The 16,945-nt window shown below is 53.3% G+C and carries 17 protein-coding genes; 8 read left to right on the forward strand and 9 right to left on the reverse strand.

Translation table 11 applies throughout. The features are described from left to right. Nucleotides 1-33 precede the first annotated feature (33 nt). On the forward strand, nt 34-648 hold the full coding sequence (locus ACP5D4_RS05845; RefSeq protein WP_428010693.1) for a pentapeptide repeat-containing protein: 615 nt from the start codon (nt 34-36) through the stop codon (nt 646-648). Nucleotides 649-1,249: 601 nt separating this feature from the next. Here ACP5D4_RS05845 and pyrE read toward each other — a convergent pair. Continuing rightward, nucleotides 1,250-1,852 carry an orotate phosphoribosyltransferase gene (gene pyrE / locus ACP5D4_RS05850; protein ID WP_428010694.1) on the reverse strand — a complete coding sequence of 201 codons (603 nt, stop codon included), beginning with the start codon at nt 1,850-1,852 and terminating at the stop codon, nt 1,250-1,252. A 118-nt stretch (nt 1,853-1,970) separates the two neighbouring features. Beyond that, entirely contained in the window at nt 1,971-3,545 is a 1,575-nt protein-coding gene (locus ACP5D4_RS05855) for a Calx-beta domain-containing protein (protein ID WP_428010695.1), read from the reverse strand. Nucleotides 3,546-4,505: 960 nt separating this feature from the next. Between ACP5D4_RS05855 and ACP5D4_RS05860 the strand changes: the two genes are divergently transcribed. The 6 genes from ACP5D4_RS05860 to ACP5D4_RS05885 all read left to right on the forward strand — a co-directional run bounded on the left by ACP5D4_RS05860 (nt 4,506) and on the right by ACP5D4_RS05885 (nt 12,121). Then, complete coding sequence (locus tag ACP5D4_RS05860) at nt 4,506-6,362, forward strand: protein phosphatase 2C domain-containing protein (RefSeq protein WP_428010696.1); 1,857 nt, start codon at nt 4,506-4,508, stop codon at nt 6,360-6,362. Nucleotides 6,363-6,642: 280 nt separating this feature from the next. Continuing rightward, on the forward strand, nt 6,643-8,478 hold the full coding sequence (gene ilvD, locus ACP5D4_RS05865) for a dihydroxy-acid dehydratase (RefSeq protein WP_428010697.1): 1,836 nt from the start codon (nt 6,643-6,645) through the stop codon (nt 8,476-8,478). A gap of 131 nt (nt 8,479-8,609) precedes the next feature. After that, nucleotides 8,610-9,353, forward strand: a complete 744-nt coding sequence (locus ACP5D4_RS05870) for a RusA family crossover junction endodeoxyribonuclease (RefSeq protein WP_428010698.1) — start codon at nt 8,610-8,612, stop codon at nt 9,351-9,353. 206 nt (nt 9,354-9,559) lie between these two features. Continuing rightward, nucleotides 9,560-10,288: an alpha/beta fold hydrolase gene (locus ACP5D4_RS05875; protein WP_428010699.1), complete on the forward strand. Its 729-nt coding sequence runs from the start codon at nt 9,560-9,562 to the stop codon at nt 10,286-10,288. A gap of 223 nt (nt 10,289-10,511) precedes the next feature. After that, nucleotides 10,512-10,946: a ferritin-like domain-containing protein gene (locus ACP5D4_RS05880; RefSeq protein WP_428010700.1), complete on the forward strand. Its 435-nt coding sequence runs from the start codon at nt 10,512-10,514 to the stop codon at nt 10,944-10,946. 236 nt (nt 10,947-11,182) lie between these two features. Further along, the gene (locus ACP5D4_RS05885; RefSeq protein ID WP_428010701.1) at nt 11,183-12,121 is read left to right on the forward strand and encodes an FTR1 family iron permease; all 939 of its coding nucleotides are present in this window, start codon (nt 11,183-11,185) and stop codon (nt 12,119-12,121) included. A gap of 97 nt (nt 12,122-12,218) precedes the next feature. On the opposite strand, the gene ACP5D4_RS05890 is transcribed toward ACP5D4_RS05885, so the two are convergent. The 4 genes from ACP5D4_RS05890 to ACP5D4_RS05905 form a co-directional block, all read right to left on the reverse strand. Further along, nucleotides 12,219-12,602 carry a hypothetical protein gene (locus ACP5D4_RS05890; protein WP_428010702.1) on the reverse strand — a complete coding sequence of 128 codons (384 nt, stop codon included), beginning with the start codon at nt 12,600-12,602 and terminating at the stop codon, nt 12,219-12,221. Nucleotides 12,603-12,719: 117 nt separating this feature from the next. Beyond that, the gene (gene grxD, locus ACP5D4_RS05895; protein WP_428010703.1) at nt 12,720-13,043 is read right to left on the reverse strand and encodes a Grx4 family monothiol glutaredoxin; all 324 of its coding nucleotides are present in this window, start codon (nt 13,041-13,043) and stop codon (nt 12,720-12,722) included. A 65-nt stretch (nt 13,044-13,108) separates the two neighbouring features. Beyond that, the gene (locus tag ACP5D4_RS05900) at nt 13,109-13,369 is read right to left on the reverse strand and encodes a BolA family protein (RefSeq protein WP_428010704.1); all 261 of its coding nucleotides are present in this window, start codon (nt 13,367-13,369) and stop codon (nt 13,109-13,111) included. 86 nt (nt 13,370-13,455) lie between these two features. Next, on the reverse strand, nt 13,456-14,034 hold the full coding sequence (locus ACP5D4_RS05905) for a LexA family protein (RefSeq protein WP_428010705.1): 579 nt from the start codon (nt 14,032-14,034) through the stop codon (nt 13,456-13,458). Between the two features lie 149 nt (nt 14,035-14,183). Here ACP5D4_RS05905 and ACP5D4_RS05910 point away from each other — a divergent pair, with 149 nt between their 5' ends. Further along, nucleotides 14,184-14,441 (forward strand): MoaD/ThiS family protein, encoded by a 258-nt coding sequence (locus ACP5D4_RS05910; RefSeq protein WP_428010706.1) that lies wholly within the window; start codon nt 14,184-14,186, stop codon nt 14,439-14,441. Between the two features lie 145 nt (nt 14,442-14,586). On the opposite strand, the gene ACP5D4_RS05915 is transcribed toward ACP5D4_RS05910, so the two are convergent. The 3 genes from ACP5D4_RS05915 to ACP5D4_RS05925 all read right to left on the reverse strand — a co-directional run bounded on the left by ACP5D4_RS05915 (nt 14,587) and on the right by ACP5D4_RS05925 (nt 16,868). After that, on the reverse strand, nt 14,587-15,213 hold the full coding sequence (locus ACP5D4_RS05915) for a DedA family protein (RefSeq protein WP_428010707.1): 627 nt from the start codon (nt 15,211-15,213) through the stop codon (nt 14,587-14,589). A 191-nt stretch (nt 15,214-15,404) separates the two neighbouring features. Then, nucleotides 15,405-16,574 (reverse strand): LptF/LptG family permease, encoded by a 1,170-nt coding sequence (locus ACP5D4_RS05920; RefSeq protein WP_428010708.1) that lies wholly within the window; start codon nt 16,572-16,574, stop codon nt 15,405-15,407. 165 nt (nt 16,575-16,739) lie between these two features. Then, on the reverse strand, nt 16,740-16,868 hold the full coding sequence (locus ACP5D4_RS05925) for a hypothetical protein (RefSeq protein WP_428010709.1): 129 nt from the start codon (nt 16,866-16,868) through the stop codon (nt 16,740-16,742). Nucleotides 16,869-16,945 lie beyond the last annotated feature (77 nt).

Here is a 16,945-nt window from a genome sequence, read left to right on the forward strand (position 1 = left end):
TCCCGCCAACTTGGACGCGAGACACTGGGGACAATGGCTAACGAAATACATCTGGCGATGGTGGAAAACGGTGCCGCCAGATGGACGAATTCCAAAAACGGACGGGGAGGGGCGATCGCACTGGATTTGAGCGATGCCCAGCTTATCGCCGCCAATTTGAGCAATTTCGAGCTGGCGGGTTCCGATCTCCGCCACGCCAACCTCATCGGGGCGGATTTGCGGGGGGCGAACCTCGCCGATGCTAACTTAGAAGGGGCTAACCTCATCGGGGCGAACCTGCGGGAAGCCAATTTGCGCGGGGCGAACCTGTCTCACGCCCAACTTCGACGCGCCAGCCTCAGCGAAGCGATTTTACACCGCGCCCACCTCAACGAAACGGATTTACAAGAAGCCACGTTATACCGCGCGGAATTGGTACAGGCTCATCTCTATTCTGCTAATTTTCAAGGGGCAAATTTGCGCGAAGCCGATTTTAATGCTGCGTATTTGTTCAGCGTCAACTTTCGCGATGCCAACCTCAGCGGGGTCGATTTGCGCTGGGCGCATTTGAAAAACGCAGATTTGTCGGGGGCGAATTTAGATGGGGCTAATTTACGGTACGTGAAGGGCAAGCCGGAATTGTTTGAGATGCTAGATGAAGAAGTTTAAACTTTAAATGGGTCTTCGGAGATTAGGGTGTAATTGGTGAATTGGAAGACAAGATTTGGGTAGGGGCGCATATAAAATATACTTGTCACCTCAAACCCCGAAGAGGGTGCATCTCAAAAATGTAGATTCATCGAATTGGGCGCACTCAATTTCCAGATCCCCGGCATCTCCAAGATGCCGGGGATCTTATACCGGAAGTGCTAATCGGGAATTTTGCCACCCCAAACTGATGTTTTTGCAAAAGTGAGATGCACCCCCCGAAGACCTCAAAACATTTCCTATAAAAAAACGATCGCCTCATGGCCTTTTTTCGATATTTTAGAATACTATTTTGGATTTAGTTGATGTTGATTTATCGAAAAATATCGAGGCGATCGAACGGTCAATCAGTGGAATAAAAAGCCTGCCAAAATCACGGGAACGACAAAAGACCCAACGACAATAAAGAAAAAAGTCACGGGATCGATGTCGAAAATAGTGGTTTTCGGCTCTGTGGGAGGTTTACGATCGCTCATAACAGCCTCACGTGCGAGTCTATTCTATCGATCGTACTCCAGTACAGCACCTTTCACCAAAAAGCCGATCCCCAAAAAGCCCGATTTCAGACCGAAATCGTCTTAAGATATTCTTGAATTTCGGCGATCGAAAACACCGCCTCGAACGCTAACCCCTGTTCCTGATAAAATTCCGCTCCACCTTGCTGGCGATCGACCAACGAAATCACGCGATCGACCTGATAACCCGCATCGCGCAGCCGCGTCACCGCCTTCATGGCCGACTGTCCCGTTGTTACCACATCTTCGAGGACGACTACCTTCGCTCCCTCGTCCAACGGCGGCCCTTCAATATAAGCGCGAGTTCCATGGCCTTTCGCTTCCTTCCGCACGATAAACGCCGGAAGCGATCGCCCCTCGATCGCCGAAACCACACTCACCGCTGCAACAATGGGATCGGCGCCGAGAGTCAATCCCGCCACCGCTTGCGTGTCCTCCGCCAACATCGACAACAACAACCGTCCCACACAAAGCGCCCCTTCCGGGTGCAGCGTTACTAACTTTCCGTTAATGTAATACGAACTTTTCTGTCCCGACGACAGAACGAAATCCCCTTCGCGATACGCCAACGTCGCCAGCAAGTGCAACAACTGCTGTTTCACGGAGTCTAAATCAGCCGTAGCAAGGTTCGAGGGTTGAGAAGTAGCCATCTAGAAATGTCGATCTTGAATTGCCAAAGATATACTGTACCGTCTCGAGGGAAGACAAGATAGTTGAGAGTTGAGAGTTGACAGTTTCCTCTCATCCTCTCATCCTCTCATCCCCTAGCTAACTCCCAAACCCCGGTGCGACAGCTCGCACGGCGGAAGTTAAATCGGGGGTAAACTCGATTTCATAGTCGAATGGCGAACTGGTATCGGAACCCGTGTTCTCCATCGCCGTGGTGTCGGTGCGCCGGGGAGAGAAGAACGATTGCGCCTCTACGACGACGTTACTTCCGTTAAACGATAATCCCGTAACGTTGAGAGTGTTGCTGTTTCCGTTCGACAATAGCGCCGAAACGAACGTCGCATCGCTGACATCTCCTGTGGCGGGGTCGATTTTCGCCACGATCGATACTTTTGCGCCTCCCCCTTGTCCGTAACTCGTTAGCCAACCGTCTGTGGCGAATTCTCGGAAATCTTCACTCGGGGAACCTTGGGTTCCGGTGGCGGTAAAAACGCCGTAGAGGTTGTTTCCGCCGTCCCACAACAACCCCACGCCAGTTCCGTCGTCTCCGGTGACTTCGTAATCGGTGCGATACCAGTTCTGTACGCCGTTGGTAAAGCTGACGAGGCGAGGATCGCGGTTGTTACTGGAAACCTGTTCGTATCCGATGTAAAGGGTGGTATCGCCGACGGTGACGGACGGGCCGTTTAAGGCGGCGACGGCGGCTTCGTCGGTGACATCGACGCCGCCAAAGTTAACGGTATCGCCGACGGAGGAAACGGGGTTGGTACCGTCGTCGTCGAAAATGGTCAGTGTGGCCTCGGTTGGGGTTCCGAGACTTCCACCGATGGCGTTGGTGATTTCGAGGCGAACGGTTTCGTCTCCTTCGGCGTCGGTATCGTTGGTGATGGGAATTTCAAAGGTTTGTTGAGTTTCGCCGGGAGCGAAGGTTATTGTTCCCGAGACTTCTGTGTAGTCCAGGTTGGCGGTGGCGTTTGAGGCGGTGGTGGTGCTGTAATCGACGCTGACGGGGGAACTGCTGCTTTGGCTGAGTTGGACGGTGATGGTGGCGCTTCCGTCGTCTTCGGTGATGTTGAAGTCGGCGGCGCTAAAGTTGATAGTCGCGGCGGTGACGTCAATAAAGTCGCTGGGGTCGATCGCGCTGCTGGCGATGTTTTTCAGAACGGCTAAGACTTCTCCGGTGGCGGTGTCGCGAATGGCGGTGTCGCTGGGGTTGCTGGCGGTGGCGATGTCGAGGCGATCGAAGGATAGGCGACTCTCGAGTTGGAAGCGATCTTCGCCGTCGGTAAAATCGAGAATCGCATCGGCTGTGGTTTCGTCAGAACCGCCGTAACCGGATGCGAGGAAAAAGCGATCGCTCCCCGCACCGCCGCGAAGGGTGTCGCTTCCGCGATCGCCGGAGATAAAATCGTCTCCTAAATCCCCAAATACTTCGTCGTCGTCCGCACCGCCGCGAAGGGTATCGTCGTCCGCACCGCCGCGAAGGGTGTCGGTTCCCGTATTCCCGAAAACTGCGTCTTCGCCTTGGTTTCCGTTGACGTAATCGGACGCTCCCAACCCCACCAGAACGTCGTTTCCCCCAAATCCTGCGATAACGTCTTTGTCGTCGCTGGCGGCGAAGACGTTGGCGGCGTCGTCGAGAAAGTTGAATTGAAAATCGATGAAGTCGTTCACTCGTTGAAATGCTCCTGATGGACGTTCGACGGATCGGCGTTCGATCTGTTTAACTCTTCTAGGGTAGGACGAGGGCGATCGCGCGATCGGGTTTTTCGCCACATCAATTTCTCAAATCGAGTTTGCGATTCTCGGCGAGAACGGTACAATAGATTCTAGAAGCGGCTGCGATGTTGGTGACTGCCAATATTGTTTTACGATCTATACTTGTCCTGCGTGGTGTCCTCAATGTACTTACGGCTCGGTAAGCCAGCCTCGAGCTGGACACCTTGAGCCGAAGATAAAGGACCGAGGGTCTCTGTAATCCCTTTGCAGATTCCCAGTGTTGCTATGCAGGTCGAAAACTGAGGTAAGACGGCTTCGCGGTCGCTCTCTATTCAGAGCGCAGAGCCAATCCCTACGCGAATTCACTCCAAGCTCAAATTCACGAAATTATCGAGGTTTCTCCTTTGGTTGAGTCCAAGGGAGTTTTTAGTATTTGGATGGCTCGGCCGTCGTCAGGTCAGGCTTAGAACGGGAAAGTGCTTTTCTTGAGCGACCCATGCGTAACTCCTGACTGTTTTTGCTTCGCCTTCCTCATGGCAGACAGCATAAAAATATCTTTTTTTATATCATAAAAAGTAAATTTTATCAATGCCAAAAACCTTAAAAAAATATAAAAAAATAAAAATAAAGTCGATCGATGGCGGGGTCAAGTGACAAGTCAAGTGACAAGTCAAGTGACAAGAGACAGCATCTTTGCCAGTCCCTCAAACGGTAGTATAAAGATATTTCCCCATCGATCGCCCGCTCGAACCATCCAGAACCCGAGGGAGTCAAGCCCCGGTAGACTCAGCAAGAAAGCTCGAAGCGAGATGGCGTTTTGTCCTTTGAAAGGCGCCTGGGATAGGGACTTGTATACTATTAGATATTATTGCCGATCGCAGAACCGCAGAAGATTTTATTCGGGACTTTTAAAACGTGCTGTTAAACCAACTGTTCGATCGCGAAAACAACACCGAAACCCTCGAATGCCGATATATCTGGGCGGTCGGCTCCTTAGCGGCGAAACTCCCCGTCGGACAAACCGTCGCCGAACGCTATCGCATTGTCGCGCCGCAAATTTGGCTCGACGAGCGCCCCGATTGCGTTCCCGACTTTCCCGAAGACATTCCGGCGAAAATACTGCCGTATCTGCGATTGTGTCCTCAGCAACTGCACGTCCCGCAAGTGTACGGCTTTTGTCAGATACAAGCGGAGGGCGAAGCCGAAGAAGTTCTTCTACTCGAAAACGCCCCCATCGACGGAACGGGCAATCTCTACCCCACTTTAGTCCAGAGTTGGGCTGAAGCCGCGCCCATCCGTCAAGCCTATTGGCTGTGGCAAACCCTGACCCTGTGGCGAGTTCTCGAAGAACAGGGTGTCACCGCCAGTTTGCTCGATCCCGACAACCTACGGGTGCAGGGGTGGCGTCTGTGGCTGCAAGAAGTGCGATCGGGCAACGTCCAACATACCCTCAAAGACCTAGCCTATCACTGGTCGAGTTGGATCGCCTCGTCCTCCAACGTTATCGCCGAACCCGTCAGCCAGTTGTGTCAGCGAATGCGGGACGGAGAAAATCTCGACGCCATCGCCGCCTCCCTCAACCGCCTGTTGCTGCAACTGGCCGCCCAGCAACCGCTACGCCTCGACATCGCCGGAAATACCGATTCCGGGCCGTTGCGATCGCACAACGAAGACACCTGCTATCCCACCGCCAGCGACTTAGAAGAAGCCGACGAAGACCGCCTGTTACCCCATTTAGCGGTTCTCTGCGACGGTGTCGGGGGTCACGAAGGAGGGGAAGTCGCCAGCCAAACCGCCGTCAAATCCGTGGTTTTGCAAGTTAAGAACTTTTGGAAACAACTGCAAAACGAATCTGAGGTTCTCTCCCCCGAAATCGTTCAAAACCATCTGGCGGCGATCGTTCGCGTCACCAACAACACCATCGCCCACCAAAACGACAGCCAAGAGCGCACCGCCAACCAACGCATGGGAACCACCCTCGTCTTAGCGTGGCAACTTCCCCAAACCGTAACCTCCTCAACCGGCGCTCGATTTCGCAACGCTCACGAACTCTATCTCCTCAGCGTTGGCGACAGTCGCGCCTATTGGCTGACTCGAGAATACTGCCAACGGCTGACTGTAGACGACGATGTAGCGACTCGAGAAGTACGTTTCGGCCGGGGATTTTACCGCCAAGCCCTGCAACGCACCGACGCCGGCGCCCTCACCCAAGCCATCGGAACCCGAGACGGAGACCTTCTCCATCCCAGTTTGCAACGCTTTATCGTAGAAGAAGACGGCATTTTGCTTCTCTGTTCCGATGGCTTGAGCGATAACGACTGGGTAGAAAAATCCTGGCGTCACATCGCCCCCGAGGTAATGGAGGGGAACCTCAGTCCAGAAGAGGCGGTAAACGCTTGGATTCAACTGGCTAACGAAAAAAACGGTCACGACAATACTTCCGTCGTGGCGATGGTTTGTCGCGTGACGCCGCCTCGTCCCAAAGAGTTAGAGGTTCTCGAGTCCCAACAGCAAGCTGGAGAGATGGGATATCCCGAATCCGACTTGTCTGAATCCTCCAAAGCGCTTCTCTACGGACAATCCGTCGATGTCGATCCCGAATCGGCCCGCCGCCGCCGCCGCCGCCCTACCGGCCGTCCGTTAGCGATCGCAGCGGGAGTCTTACTGACGCTGCTGTTAAGTGCGATCGTCTTTGGGATTGCATATACTCAACTCCGAGACAACAGCGATTCCGCTCGACCCCAACCGCGAGATGAGGAAATGATGAGATGATGCGGTTTTGGGGCGGGATGGTGCGATCGCTACTTTTGTGGTGTCGTGAGCCAGCTCAAGCGATGTGACCACGAAATCATTCGTGTAGGGGCCAACGGCGTTCGCCCCTAAGAGAGACTTGGGAGTCTAGAGAGACCCGTACCGCCACACTCGTGACCGCCTTCAAGTCTCAGCCAATTCAATCTTTACCCCAAACTTTCTAAACTACTGGAAATGTGAATTTCCGACAGTTAATTTTGCTACAATGAAACCTATTTTTACAGCCAGAGAGAGGAGAATTATGCCGGAATATCGCTCCAAAACATCAACCGCCGGCCGTAATATGGCGGGGGCCCGGGCGCTGTGGCGTGCGACGGGTATGAAGGACGAGGATTTTCACAAGCCGATTATTGCCGTGGCCAATTCTTTTACACAATTCGTACCCGGCCACGTTCATTTAAAGGATCTCGGACAGCTCGTCGCGCGGGAAATCGAACAGGCGGGTGGCGTGGCCAAGGAGTTCAATACCATTGCCGTAGACGATGGCATTGCGATGGGTCACGATGGGATGCTCTACAGTCTACCCAGTCGTGAAATTATCGCCGATTCCGTCGAATACATGGTCAACGCGCACTGTGCGGACGCCCTGGTGTGCATTTCCAACTGCGATAAAATCACCCCAGGAATGCTGATGGCGGCGTTGCGGTTGAACGTTCCGACGGTGTTCGTCTCTGGCGGCCCGATGGAAGCGGGTAAGACGAAGTTGGCCGAACACAAATTAGATTTAGTCGATGCGATGGTGATTGCGGCCGACGATCGCGCCTCGGATGAGGTGGTGGCGGAATACGAACGCAGTGCTTGTCCGACGTGCGGCTCTTGTTCGGGAATGTTTACGGCCAATTCGATGAACTGCTTGACGGAAGCCATCGGATTGTCGTTACCGGGGAACGGAACGACGCTCGCGACGCATTTCGATCGCAAGCAATTGTTCCTCGACGCGGCTCGCCTCATCGTCAAAAATGCCAAGCGGTATTACGAAGACGGAGACGAGTCGGTGTTACCTCGCGCGATCGCCAGCTTTAAAGCTTTCGAGAACGCCATCTCCTTAGATATTGCCATGGGCGGCTCGACGAATACGATCCTACACCTGTTGGCAGCGGCTCAGGAAGCCGAGGTGGATTTCGATCTCAAGGATATCGATCGCAAATCTCGTTCGATTCCCCAGTTGTGCAAAGTCGCCCCCAACACCCAGAACTACCACATCGAAGACGTTCACCGCGCCGGGGGAATCATGGGGATTCTCAGCGAACTCGATCGCGCGGGATTGTTGCATAGCGAGTTACCCACGGTTCACAGTGCGACCTTGAAAGAAGCGTTGCAGAAGTGGGACGTCATGCAAAATCCCACGGCGGAGGTGGTGGAGTTTTATAAGGCGGGGCCGGCGGGAATTCCCACCCAAACAGCGTTTAGCCAAGATACCCGCTGGCCGTCGCTGGATACCGATCGCGCCAACGGCTGTATCCGCAATTTCGAGAATGCGTATTCCCAAGAAGGCGGTTTGGCCGTCCTCTATGGCAATATTGCCGAAGATGGCTGCGTGGTCAAGACGGCCGGCGTGGACGAGTCGATTTTGGTCTTTCAGGGGAAAGCCAAAATCTTTGAGTCCCAGGATAGCGCCGTGAAAGGGATTCTCAACGATGAAGTCCAACCGGGCGATGTAGTGGTGATTCGCTACGAAGGTCCCAAAGGCGGCCCGGGAATGCAGGAAATGCTATATCCTACCTCTTATCTAAAGTCGAAAGGCTTGGGTAAAGTCTGTGCGTTGCTGACGGACGGCCGCTTTTCCGGGGGAACTTCAGGATTGTCCATCGGTCACGTGTCTCCCGAGGCGGCGTCTGGCGGTGCGATCGGCTTGTTGAAAGACGGCGATGCCATCGAAATCGATATTCCCCAGCGTCGCATTAACGTTGTACTCGAGGATGAGGAGTTGGCTCGCCGTCGCGCCGAACAGGATGCCCAAGGTTGGAAACCCGCCGAAGTCCGTCCCCGTAAGGTGAGTACGGCGCTGAAGGCCTATGCGAAGTTCGCTACCAGTGCAGACAAAGGCGCAGTGCGCGATCGGCGTTTCCTCGATTGAGTTCAAGGGTTCCGGCAGGTTTCACCTTTCTGCTGCAACGCCAACAGCGCTCGACGCCGGAACACACCCTTGTCTGTGGGCGCTGTACCTGGGCGGTGCGTGACGATTTTTCGCTCTAACGATTGTATATCGTGACCGCTCTAGACAACCTCGCCCGACAAATTACTACAGCACGACAACAGAGTTTGAACCATCCGGAGACGGCGTTAGTCACCGGGTGGAAAGTTGGCGTGTTGTTGCAACAGGCGGCGCAGCTTTGCCCTCCTTCCCAATGGGAATCTTGGCTTCAGCAGCGTTGTGGACTCTCTGTCGCGGCAGCGCAAACCTGTTTACAGGTGGCGCGATCGTGGTCGCCTTTTGGGGCGTCCGTCGCTGCGCCTCCTCCAACTCCTTTTCCAACTCCTTCTCCAACTCCTTCTCCAAAATCTCCCGAGACCCTAGTGAAATCCTCCATCGACCCTTCATCCACTCTGACCCCCCCAAAAACACAATCGTTAACCTTCTTCCTTCCCGGTGTCGTGGTTCCCAAAGCCCGCCCTCGCGTCACTCGCTTCGGAAATTTTCTTCCCAAACGCTATCGACACTGGCGGTTGTGGGCTGAAGGGGAACTGCTCATGCAGCTTCAAAAAATTCATCCGATGCCCTCGCTTCCCTTCGCCAAAGCGGCGGTACAGATTCAGTTTCGGGGTAAATTTCGCACCCAAGCAGATATCGACAACTTAGCCGGGGCGATTCTCGATGCCCTCACTGTGGGAGGGGCGGGCATCCTCAAAAACGACAACCTCTCCTGCGTGCCGAGCCTTCAGGTTGAATATTTCGCCAACGATACGACACCGGGCGCTCGCATCGAAATCGCACCGTTAGATCGCTCCTAGATAACTTTTGTTAAATATTTTACAGTTTAAATACAAGATTATTTTATATTAAATAGTTGCTAATTATTCTCAATTTCCGCCAAATCCTGGTATCTTGTTAACGTCGCTGTTGAATATTATTTTCAACAAGATGCGAAGGGGACGGGGGTGCGATCGCGCCCCAACCGCGCCCCGATCCGTTGTTTTTCCGTCACGTTCGACGTACTATGGCTTCTTTTCCCGACGTTCTCTGGCTGAATCCGAATCCGAGCTGGCGACGGTTCCACCGTCCCCTAATGCAGTATCTTTCTCAACAAACTCTGGTCGCAGAGTGGGAATACCGTCAAACCCCGGACGAGCCGAGTAGTCTCGAGGGGGCGATCGCGCTGCTGCACGAGTATCTAGAGGAGCGCGATCGCCCGGTTCATCTCATCGGACATAGTACTGGGGGACTGTTGGGACTGCTGTACGCCCGTCGCTACCCAGAACGAGTCAACTCCTTAAGTTTGCTGGCGGTGGGCTGTCACCCTGCTGTTGACTGGCAGTGTCATTACTATGCCCAACGTCAACTGCTCCCCTGTAGCCGTCAAATCGTCTTGGGGCAAATGGTGAAATCCATCGTCGGCCCCTGTTCTCCCCATTTAACGAAATGCTTTGTGCGACTGCTGGAAGCCGATTTAGCTACTTCTCCCTCGCCTCATTCCCTGTGGCGGCGAGAACGCATCGCACCGGGAGGCGTTCCCGTTCCCCTGTTCGTGGGGGGAAGCCGCCGCGATGCCATTGTCGATCGCACCCAACTGCAAGGATGGACGCCCTGGCTCAAACGGGGGGATTGTCTCTGGGAATATCCCCGAGGAACCCATGTGTTCCACTATAACGACCCGGCAGCGGTGGGCGATCGCCTGTTGAAATTTTGGCGATCGCTGGAAGTTCCCGTACAACTTTCCGCCGCATAAGGCGATCGTTTGTCTAAATTTCAAGCCTAACAACTCGATCGCATCCAAGACCTGCGATAAACTAGATAAACTGTCGTAATTTTCGACAATTGTAAGGAGCGAGCGGGGGAAAAACTGTCGCGATCGCCCCCAATTCCCCCTCAACGGTTTGACTCCTTATATTAACTCCATCCAATCGACGATCGCACATCAACCCACACGCTACCTATCGCTTTAACCTCCTATGAAAGACCTCGATCTCGACCAAACAATCGAACTCCTCAACACCGTCATGGAATTCGAGTTAGCCGGAGTCGTTCGTTATACCCATTATTCTCTGATGGTAACGGGGCCGAACCGCATTCCTATCGTCGATTTCTTCAAAGCCCAAGCCACTGAATCCCTGCTCCACGCCCAACAAGCCGGGGAAATCCTCACCGGACTCGGCGGCCATCCCAGCCAAAAAACCGCCCCCATAGAGGAAAGCTACCAACATTCCGTACCGGACTTACTGAAAGAAAGTCTCAACCACGAAAAAAACGCCCTCGACCTCTATAAAACCTTGCTCGGTGTCGTAGAAGATGCCAGCGTTTATCTCGAAGAGTACGTTCGCGGCATGATTGGAACCGAAGAACTGCATACCATCGAACTGCAAAAAATGTTGCGAGATTTCAGCTAACCCTAAAATGCTGTTTTTCGGTTCGTGGTTAGGCGGATTTAAAGCGGCAAGTTTATCGAAATTATCTCGCAATGTTCCCTCCCGTATCCTGCGATCGCGGAGGGCAATTTTTTTAAAAAAAAAGGCGCGAGATTGGTTAAAGCCCTTCCCAACAGTTGCGATTGCCCTAAAATTTCCTATCCTAAAACAGATCCTTGTTTGACTGACTTCGCAGATTTTGTTATCGCCGAATTTCCATGACTTTCGATCTCACCGCTGCCCTACCCACCTTCGTCATCACCCTACGAGAAGGCTTTGAAGCCGCCCTCGTGGTGGGAATCGTCCTGTCCTGCTTAAAAAAAGCCCGTCAAAGCCAACTCAACCCCTGGGTGTTCGCCGGCGTCGCCGGAGGTATCGTCGCCAGCGCCCTCGTAGGCTGGGCGTTTCACGCCGGAATGCAAGCCCTTCGCGCCTCCAACCAAACCTACACCCCCATCGTCGAACCCCTCCTCGAAGGCGCTCTGTGCGTCGTCGCCATCGCCATGCTGAGTTGGATGTTACTGTGGATGACGCAACAGGCGAGAACCCTGAAATCCGAAGTCGAAGGGGCTGTCACCTCCGCCTTACAAAGCAGCAGTGCTGCAGGATGGGGCGTATTCGTCCTCATTTTCATCGCCGTTTTACGAGAAGGCTTTGAAACCGTAATTTTCATCGTCGCCAAATTCCAACAGGGACTCGTTCCCGCCTTGGGTGCATTAGGCGGTTTAGCTGGGGCAGCGCTGTTGGGAGTGTTACTGTTTCGTTGGGGGGTGAAAATCGACGTGCGCCAGTTTTTCCAGGTGATGGGCGTTTTTCTGCTGCTCATCGTCTCCGGTTTGGTGGTGTCCGCCCTCAAACAAGCCAACGAAGCAGTGGAAGCCTTGGCGCAACTTCAGCCCGAATTTTCCGCCTGGTGCGATGGCGACGCCGCCTCTTGCGTTCTCGGGGGGTTAGTTTGGGATTTGCGAAACGTCTTACCGGATAAAGAATTCCCCGGAATTGCCTTGAAATCCCTTTTCGGCTATCGCGATCGCATTTACCTCGCCCAAGCCATCGGCTATATAGGCTTTTTAAGCCTTGCCGGATGGTTGTATTTCCGCAGTTTGGGGGGACAGTTGTTGCCCCAACAGGATACGCCCCAGAAATCCCGAAGTTAGGGCGAATTCTCTGCCAACAACGGCGTAGGTGTACGAAACGCCCCGACCGAGAATTTAAGCGACGATTGGAGAAACAGCCGAAATCCAAGCCTTGGAATTATTCATCAATGACGATCGAGCGAATGCCTTCTTTGGCAACCAAGGCCAACATCGAGCTTAACTGCAACCAAACCAGCAGTCCCGTGGGAACCACCACCACCGCCGCGAGAATATAAGCCAGTTGCGTAAAAATGCCAAAAACCGACAAACTCGCCCCGACAAAGGCCAAGGTAAACAGACAAGTTAAGACATAAGCGACGGTGAGATGGGGTGTTTTATAGTTCAACTGTGGCGGTTGCCCTTCCGCGTTCCAACGGGCGAACTGATATTCCAAAATATCCTTAAAAATAATCCCGCAGAGGATCGCGAACGTACAACTCAGAATAATAACCGTGTATTCCGGAGGATTGACGTAACTTTCAGGGGTTAAGTAAGGGTTCATGAACAATTGAAATCTCGAGAGCGTGTGTGACTCGTGCAGTCGATGGTGAAACCCCCTCCAGCGATGGGGAGGGGGTCGATCGCGAAGTTTGCATTGACGCCCGTGAGGGCGACAAACCTACGACGCTAAGGCAATTTCCAGCATTTGCTGGAGTTCGCCGCTTTGATAGAGTTCGATCGCGATATCGGAACCGCCGACAAACTCGCCGTTGATGTACACTTGCGGAATCGTCGGCCAGTTGGAATATTCCTTGATTCCCTGGCGAATCTCGTAGTTTTCGAGAACGTCCACCGTCTCGAAGGGAACGCCGAGGCTGTTGAAAATTTGCACGACGTTGTTAGAAAAACCGCACTGCGGCATGAGTTTGTTGCCTTTCATGAACACCAGCACCTTGTGCTGTTTCACGAGGTTGTCGAGTTGTTCTTTGAGTTCCGGTGTCATCGTGGTTCCTAAAAAAAGGTCAGTAAATCGGTTCGGTCAGTTAAAAAAATTTTAACAAGTTCCCGTTACAAGGTCTGGCTGACCGTCGCCCATTTTTCCGGCGTGTAGGTTTTGAGGGCGAGGGCGTGAATGGTTTCGGACGCCATTTCGTTTTGTAAGGCACTGTAAACCAATTGGTGCTGCTTGACGAGAGACAACCCCTGAAATTGCTCGGACACGACGATCGCTTCGAGGTGATCGCCGCCTCCGGTTAAGTCGCGCACTTGCACCTCGGCGTCGCTGAGTTCGGTTTTAATCAGTTCTGCAACCCGATCGAGGCTGACCATAGTGAAATTTTCCCGTTTTGAGACAGATTCTCAATTTATTGTATCGGGAGTTCTGCGAGTCCGAAAACTGTCCGTTCGGTTTGGGTTCAAACTTTATGAATCACGTTCGTCACCACTCCCAACACTCGGAAATTCATCTCTTCCGTCACCTGGAGGGGGCGATAGTTGGCATTTTCCGGTACTAGCCACAGGGTATTCTCGTCCCAACGCAGACGTTTGACGGTGAGTTCTCCATCGACGACGACGATCGCCACGCTGTCGTCTTTAGCTTCCAACGCCGTATCCACCACGAGTAAATCCCCCGGATGGATTCCCGCTTCGATCATCGAATCGCCGTTGGCGCGAACGCAAAAGCTGGCCTCGGGATGGGGGGTAAGATATTGGTTGAGGTCGAGTTCGCGATCGACGTAATCGGTTGCCGGTGCCGGAAGTCCTGCTGCCACCGCGTCAGAGTACAGGGGCAATCGCAACGGCGATTCGAGGGACTGGCGCAACCGTTGGATATGTCGGGAAATTCCCTGCGTCTTGGCGTTTTGCCAGTCGACCAGCAAATCGTTGAGCTGTTCGGCTAAACTGACGGGTAATCGCATGGCTTTCGTCGGTTCCCCGTATTTTCCGGTTCCGGGCGGACGACCGGCCCCTAACCGTTTCCCTCCACGAGCCATAAGCTTCTCGCTATGTTTCTCTTTAAGTACGATAATCAAATTATAAGGGCAGTTTTGCGGTTTTAGGGTAAACAAAACTCGAAAAACATCAGAAAAAGCTGGCGATTTAGGTTCCTTAAATTTTGTAATTCCCGAGGCGATCGAGATTGATGAATGATGCCATTAACGTTATCGTAAAGCTATTTGCCGCCTATCAAGAGGCTTACGGCGTATCGGAGTTGAGGTGGCAATTTCCGCCCCAAACCCCGGTTTCAGCGGTACGCGATCGCTGCCTGACGGACTATCCCGAATTGCAAACCTGGGGAAAGTTAACGCGATTTGGCATAAACCTTCAGTTCGTGGCGCCAGAAACTCCCCTCCAAGACGGCGACGAAGTCGTTTTGATTCCCCCCGTCAGTGGCGGTTAATCGGGCTGTCGTCCGATCTGTCAACTGGGTTTTCCCATTTCTCCCGATCCCCCCTCTAATTTCCCAGTCTGATTTTCCAGAATCAGATTGGCTATGAGAAGTGGAGGCTGTTTGATTTGAGAGAAAATCTGACTCTTTTCTCGATTTAATCTTCCGCATTTAACGGATTCGTCGTGGCTTCCAACACGCGAGGTATGACGATCGCCACCATCGTTAACAGCAACGCCGCCACCCCGAACTGTGCCACACTCGAGACGAGGGTATCCAAGGGAATCATTCGTCCGATGAAGTAGGACAAACTCACCATCGCCGACGCCCAAACCGCTGCCCCAGCTGCGTTACAGAGAAAGAACTTACTGTAGGGCATTTCAGCGATGCCCGCCAGCGGCCCGGCGAAAATGCGTAACAGGGCGATAAAGCGTCCGATAAAGACGGCTTTAGCGGCGTTTTGACTGAATTCCTGTCGAACGCTTTGCAATCGCGCCTCGGAGATGCGAAACAACCGTCCGACGCGCAACAGTAGCGGCCATCCGCCCCATTTACCAATCCAATAGCCGAAATTATCGCCTAGGATCGCCCCTCCCATGGCACATAAGAGGACAAGCCAATAATCTAACTCCCCCTCTCCGGCGAGGAAGCCACCCACGAGGGTAATGGTTTCGCCGGGAAGGGGAACTCCTGCGTTTTCTAACGAAATCCCTAAAAAAACCGCCCAGTATCCATACTGACGGGCGATTTCTTCAATCGTATCTAGAGAAATTGCCTCAGACATTCAAGCCTCGATCTGTCTTCGATCTGCCTATTTTGTTTATATTTTGACAGATCGACGCCCCGGAGGGAGAGGGGGAGAGGGGGAGATGGGGAAAATACATTGTCGGTGCGTGACGATTTCTCGGTCTTGCGTTCGACACCCGATTTTTCAAGTCACGCACCCTAGGGACTGTTCCCTGCTTTTGTTCAAGGCTACAGTTTCGAGGCTCGCATTAACAGGGTAATTCCGACGCCGAACCCGACGAGGGTGGGAAGCCAACCCGCCATCCAGGGATGGATGAAGCCGCTCAATCCTAACGCATCGCCGATCGACATCAGCAGGTAATAGGTGAAAATCACCAACACGCTAATTCCGAATCCCCGCGAGGCGCTGGTGCGCTGGGGTTGGGTTCCTAATGCGGCGCCGACTAAGCCAAAGGCGACGCAGGCGAAGGGTATGGCGAATTTCTGTTGGATGCGAATTTCGAGTTTGCGGATTTTGTCTTCGCGGCCGCTGGCTTTGAGGATTTCGAGGCGATCGAAGGCTTGGGCGACGTTCATTTGAGGGTAATCTCGCTCTCGCGCTAATTCTAAGGGAGCGCGGGGAAGGGGGTAACGATGGCGATCGAATTTGGCGATGTTGACGTAAGAGCCATCGGGGGGAATGGCGTAACTGGTGACACCGAAGAAATCCCAGATGTTGTCGTTGGGGTTCCAGGTGGCGGAGTTGGCGAAGATGAGGCGATCGAACTGCGGTTCCGATCGATCTAAAACGATTACCCCATACATCCGTTCGTCTTCTTTGTCGAATTTTTCGGCGTAGAACAACCGCACTAAGGTCTCGTCTTCGGCGTTTCTGGCGTCTGCTAACTTCCCAATTTCTGGATAGAGGGTGTTTCGCTTGGCTAGTAACGTTTCTTCGTCTTTCAAGGCGCGATCGAGGGTCACTTCGGCTTCGTATAGCGCACCGGGAACCACCACTTGATCGAAGGTAAAGGTCATCGCCGTCACCACCAAAGCTAACAGCAACGCCGGACGGACGATGCGATACAAACTCACGCCGCAACTTCGCAACGCCACTAATTCGCTATCGCTGGACAATCGGGAATAGCCGATGAGGGTTCCCAACAACATCGCCATGGGAAAGGAAAGGGAGATGTAATAGGGAAGTTGTAAGACGAATACTTTCGCCGCTACCTCCAGGGAAATGTTGGCGTTGGTGACTTGTCGAACCAACTCGAATACGATACCCACCGCGACGCCGATGGAGGAAAACGCACCTACGCCGAACAGGAACGGCGGAAGCGTTTCGCCGATGAGATAGCGATCCATAATGGACAGTCCCGGTAGGAACCGACCGAAAACAAACGACGATGGTTTCATAGCGGCGGCGAGAGGCGAAGTTCGAGAGTGGAGTTTGTGCCAACAGTCTAGTGTATCGTTCTTGCGAAAAACACTACGATCGCACCTGAAGCGAAAGGGTGAGATGGTGGTGAAGTCGCTGGAAGGGGGTTCAGAAGGCAGGTCGCACCGCTACCTAGGTTGTTGTTATCGTTTTGAGGGCTGTTCGGGGGGTTTCACCACGACCCACTGACCCGTTTTCGGATCGCGGTAGGTCGTAAAGGGATTCTGGCGCAAGACGGACTCGGTTTTTTGGGGGGTGGTCGCTTGATTCATTGATGCTGTCCCAGTTGAAGGTGATGGTGACAGAAGCTTTTACTTATTTTGTTGTATTGTACGGGGTGATGTTCCGG

Origin of the sequence: Baaleninema sp., from assembly GCF_049974805.1 — a bacterium.
In the GTDB taxonomy this organism is placed as follows: domain Bacteria; phylum Cyanobacteriota; class Cyanobacteriia; order Cyanobacteriales; family Geitlerinemataceae; genus Baaleninema.

Excerpts from the sequence above, each read along its gene's own strand:
- ACP5D4_RS05845 (WP_428010693.1), top strand. The coding sequence starts at position 34 with ATGGCTAACGAAATACATCTGGCGATGGTGGAAAACGGTGCCGCCAGA.
- pyrE (WP_428010694.1), bottom strand. The coding sequence starts at position 1,852 with ATGGCTACTTCTCAACCCTCGAACCTTGCTACGGCTGATTTAGACTCC.
- ilvD (WP_428010697.1), top strand. The coding sequence starts at position 6,643 with ATGCCGGAATATCGCTCCAAAACATCAACCGCCGGCCGTAATATGGCG.
- ACP5D4_RS05875 (WP_428010699.1), top strand. The coding sequence starts at position 9,560 with ATGGCTTCTTTTCCCGACGTTCTCTGGCTGAATCCGAATCCGAGCTGG.
- ACP5D4_RS05880 (WP_428010700.1), top strand. The coding sequence starts at position 10,512 with ATGAAAGACCTCGATCTCGACCAAACAATCGAACTCCTCAACACCGTC.
- ACP5D4_RS05885 (WP_428010701.1), top strand. The coding sequence starts at position 11,183 with ATGACTTTCGATCTCACCGCTGCCCTACCCACCTTCGTCATCACCCTA.
- ACP5D4_RS05890 (WP_428010702.1), bottom strand. The coding sequence starts at position 12,602 with ATGAACCCTTACTTAACCCCTGAAAGTTACGTCAATCCTCCGGAATAC.
- grxD (WP_428010703.1), bottom strand. The coding sequence starts at position 13,043 with ATGACACCGGAACTCAAAGAACAACTCGACAACCTCGTGAAACAGCAC.
- ACP5D4_RS05900 (WP_428010704.1), bottom strand. The coding sequence starts at position 13,369 with ATGGTCAGCCTCGATCGGGTTGCAGAACTGATTAAAACCGAACTCAGC.
- ACP5D4_RS05905 (WP_428010705.1), bottom strand. The coding sequence starts at position 14,034 with ATGGCTCGTGGAGGGAAACGGTTAGGGGCCGGTCGTCCGCCCGGAACC.
- ACP5D4_RS05910 (WP_428010706.1), top strand. The coding sequence starts at position 14,184 with ATGAATGATGCCATTAACGTTATCGTAAAGCTATTTGCCGCCTATCAA.
- ACP5D4_RS05915 (WP_428010707.1), bottom strand. The coding sequence starts at position 15,213 with ATGTCTGAGGCAATTTCTCTAGATACGATTGAAGAAATCGCCCGTCAG.
- ACP5D4_RS05920 (WP_428010708.1), bottom strand. The coding sequence starts at position 16,574 with ATGAAACCATCGTCGTTTGTTTTCGGTCGGTTCCTACCGGGACTGTCC.
- ACP5D4_RS05925 (WP_428010709.1), bottom strand. The coding sequence starts at position 16,868 with ATGAATCAAGCGACCACCCCCCAAAAAACCGAGTCCGTCTTGCGCCAG.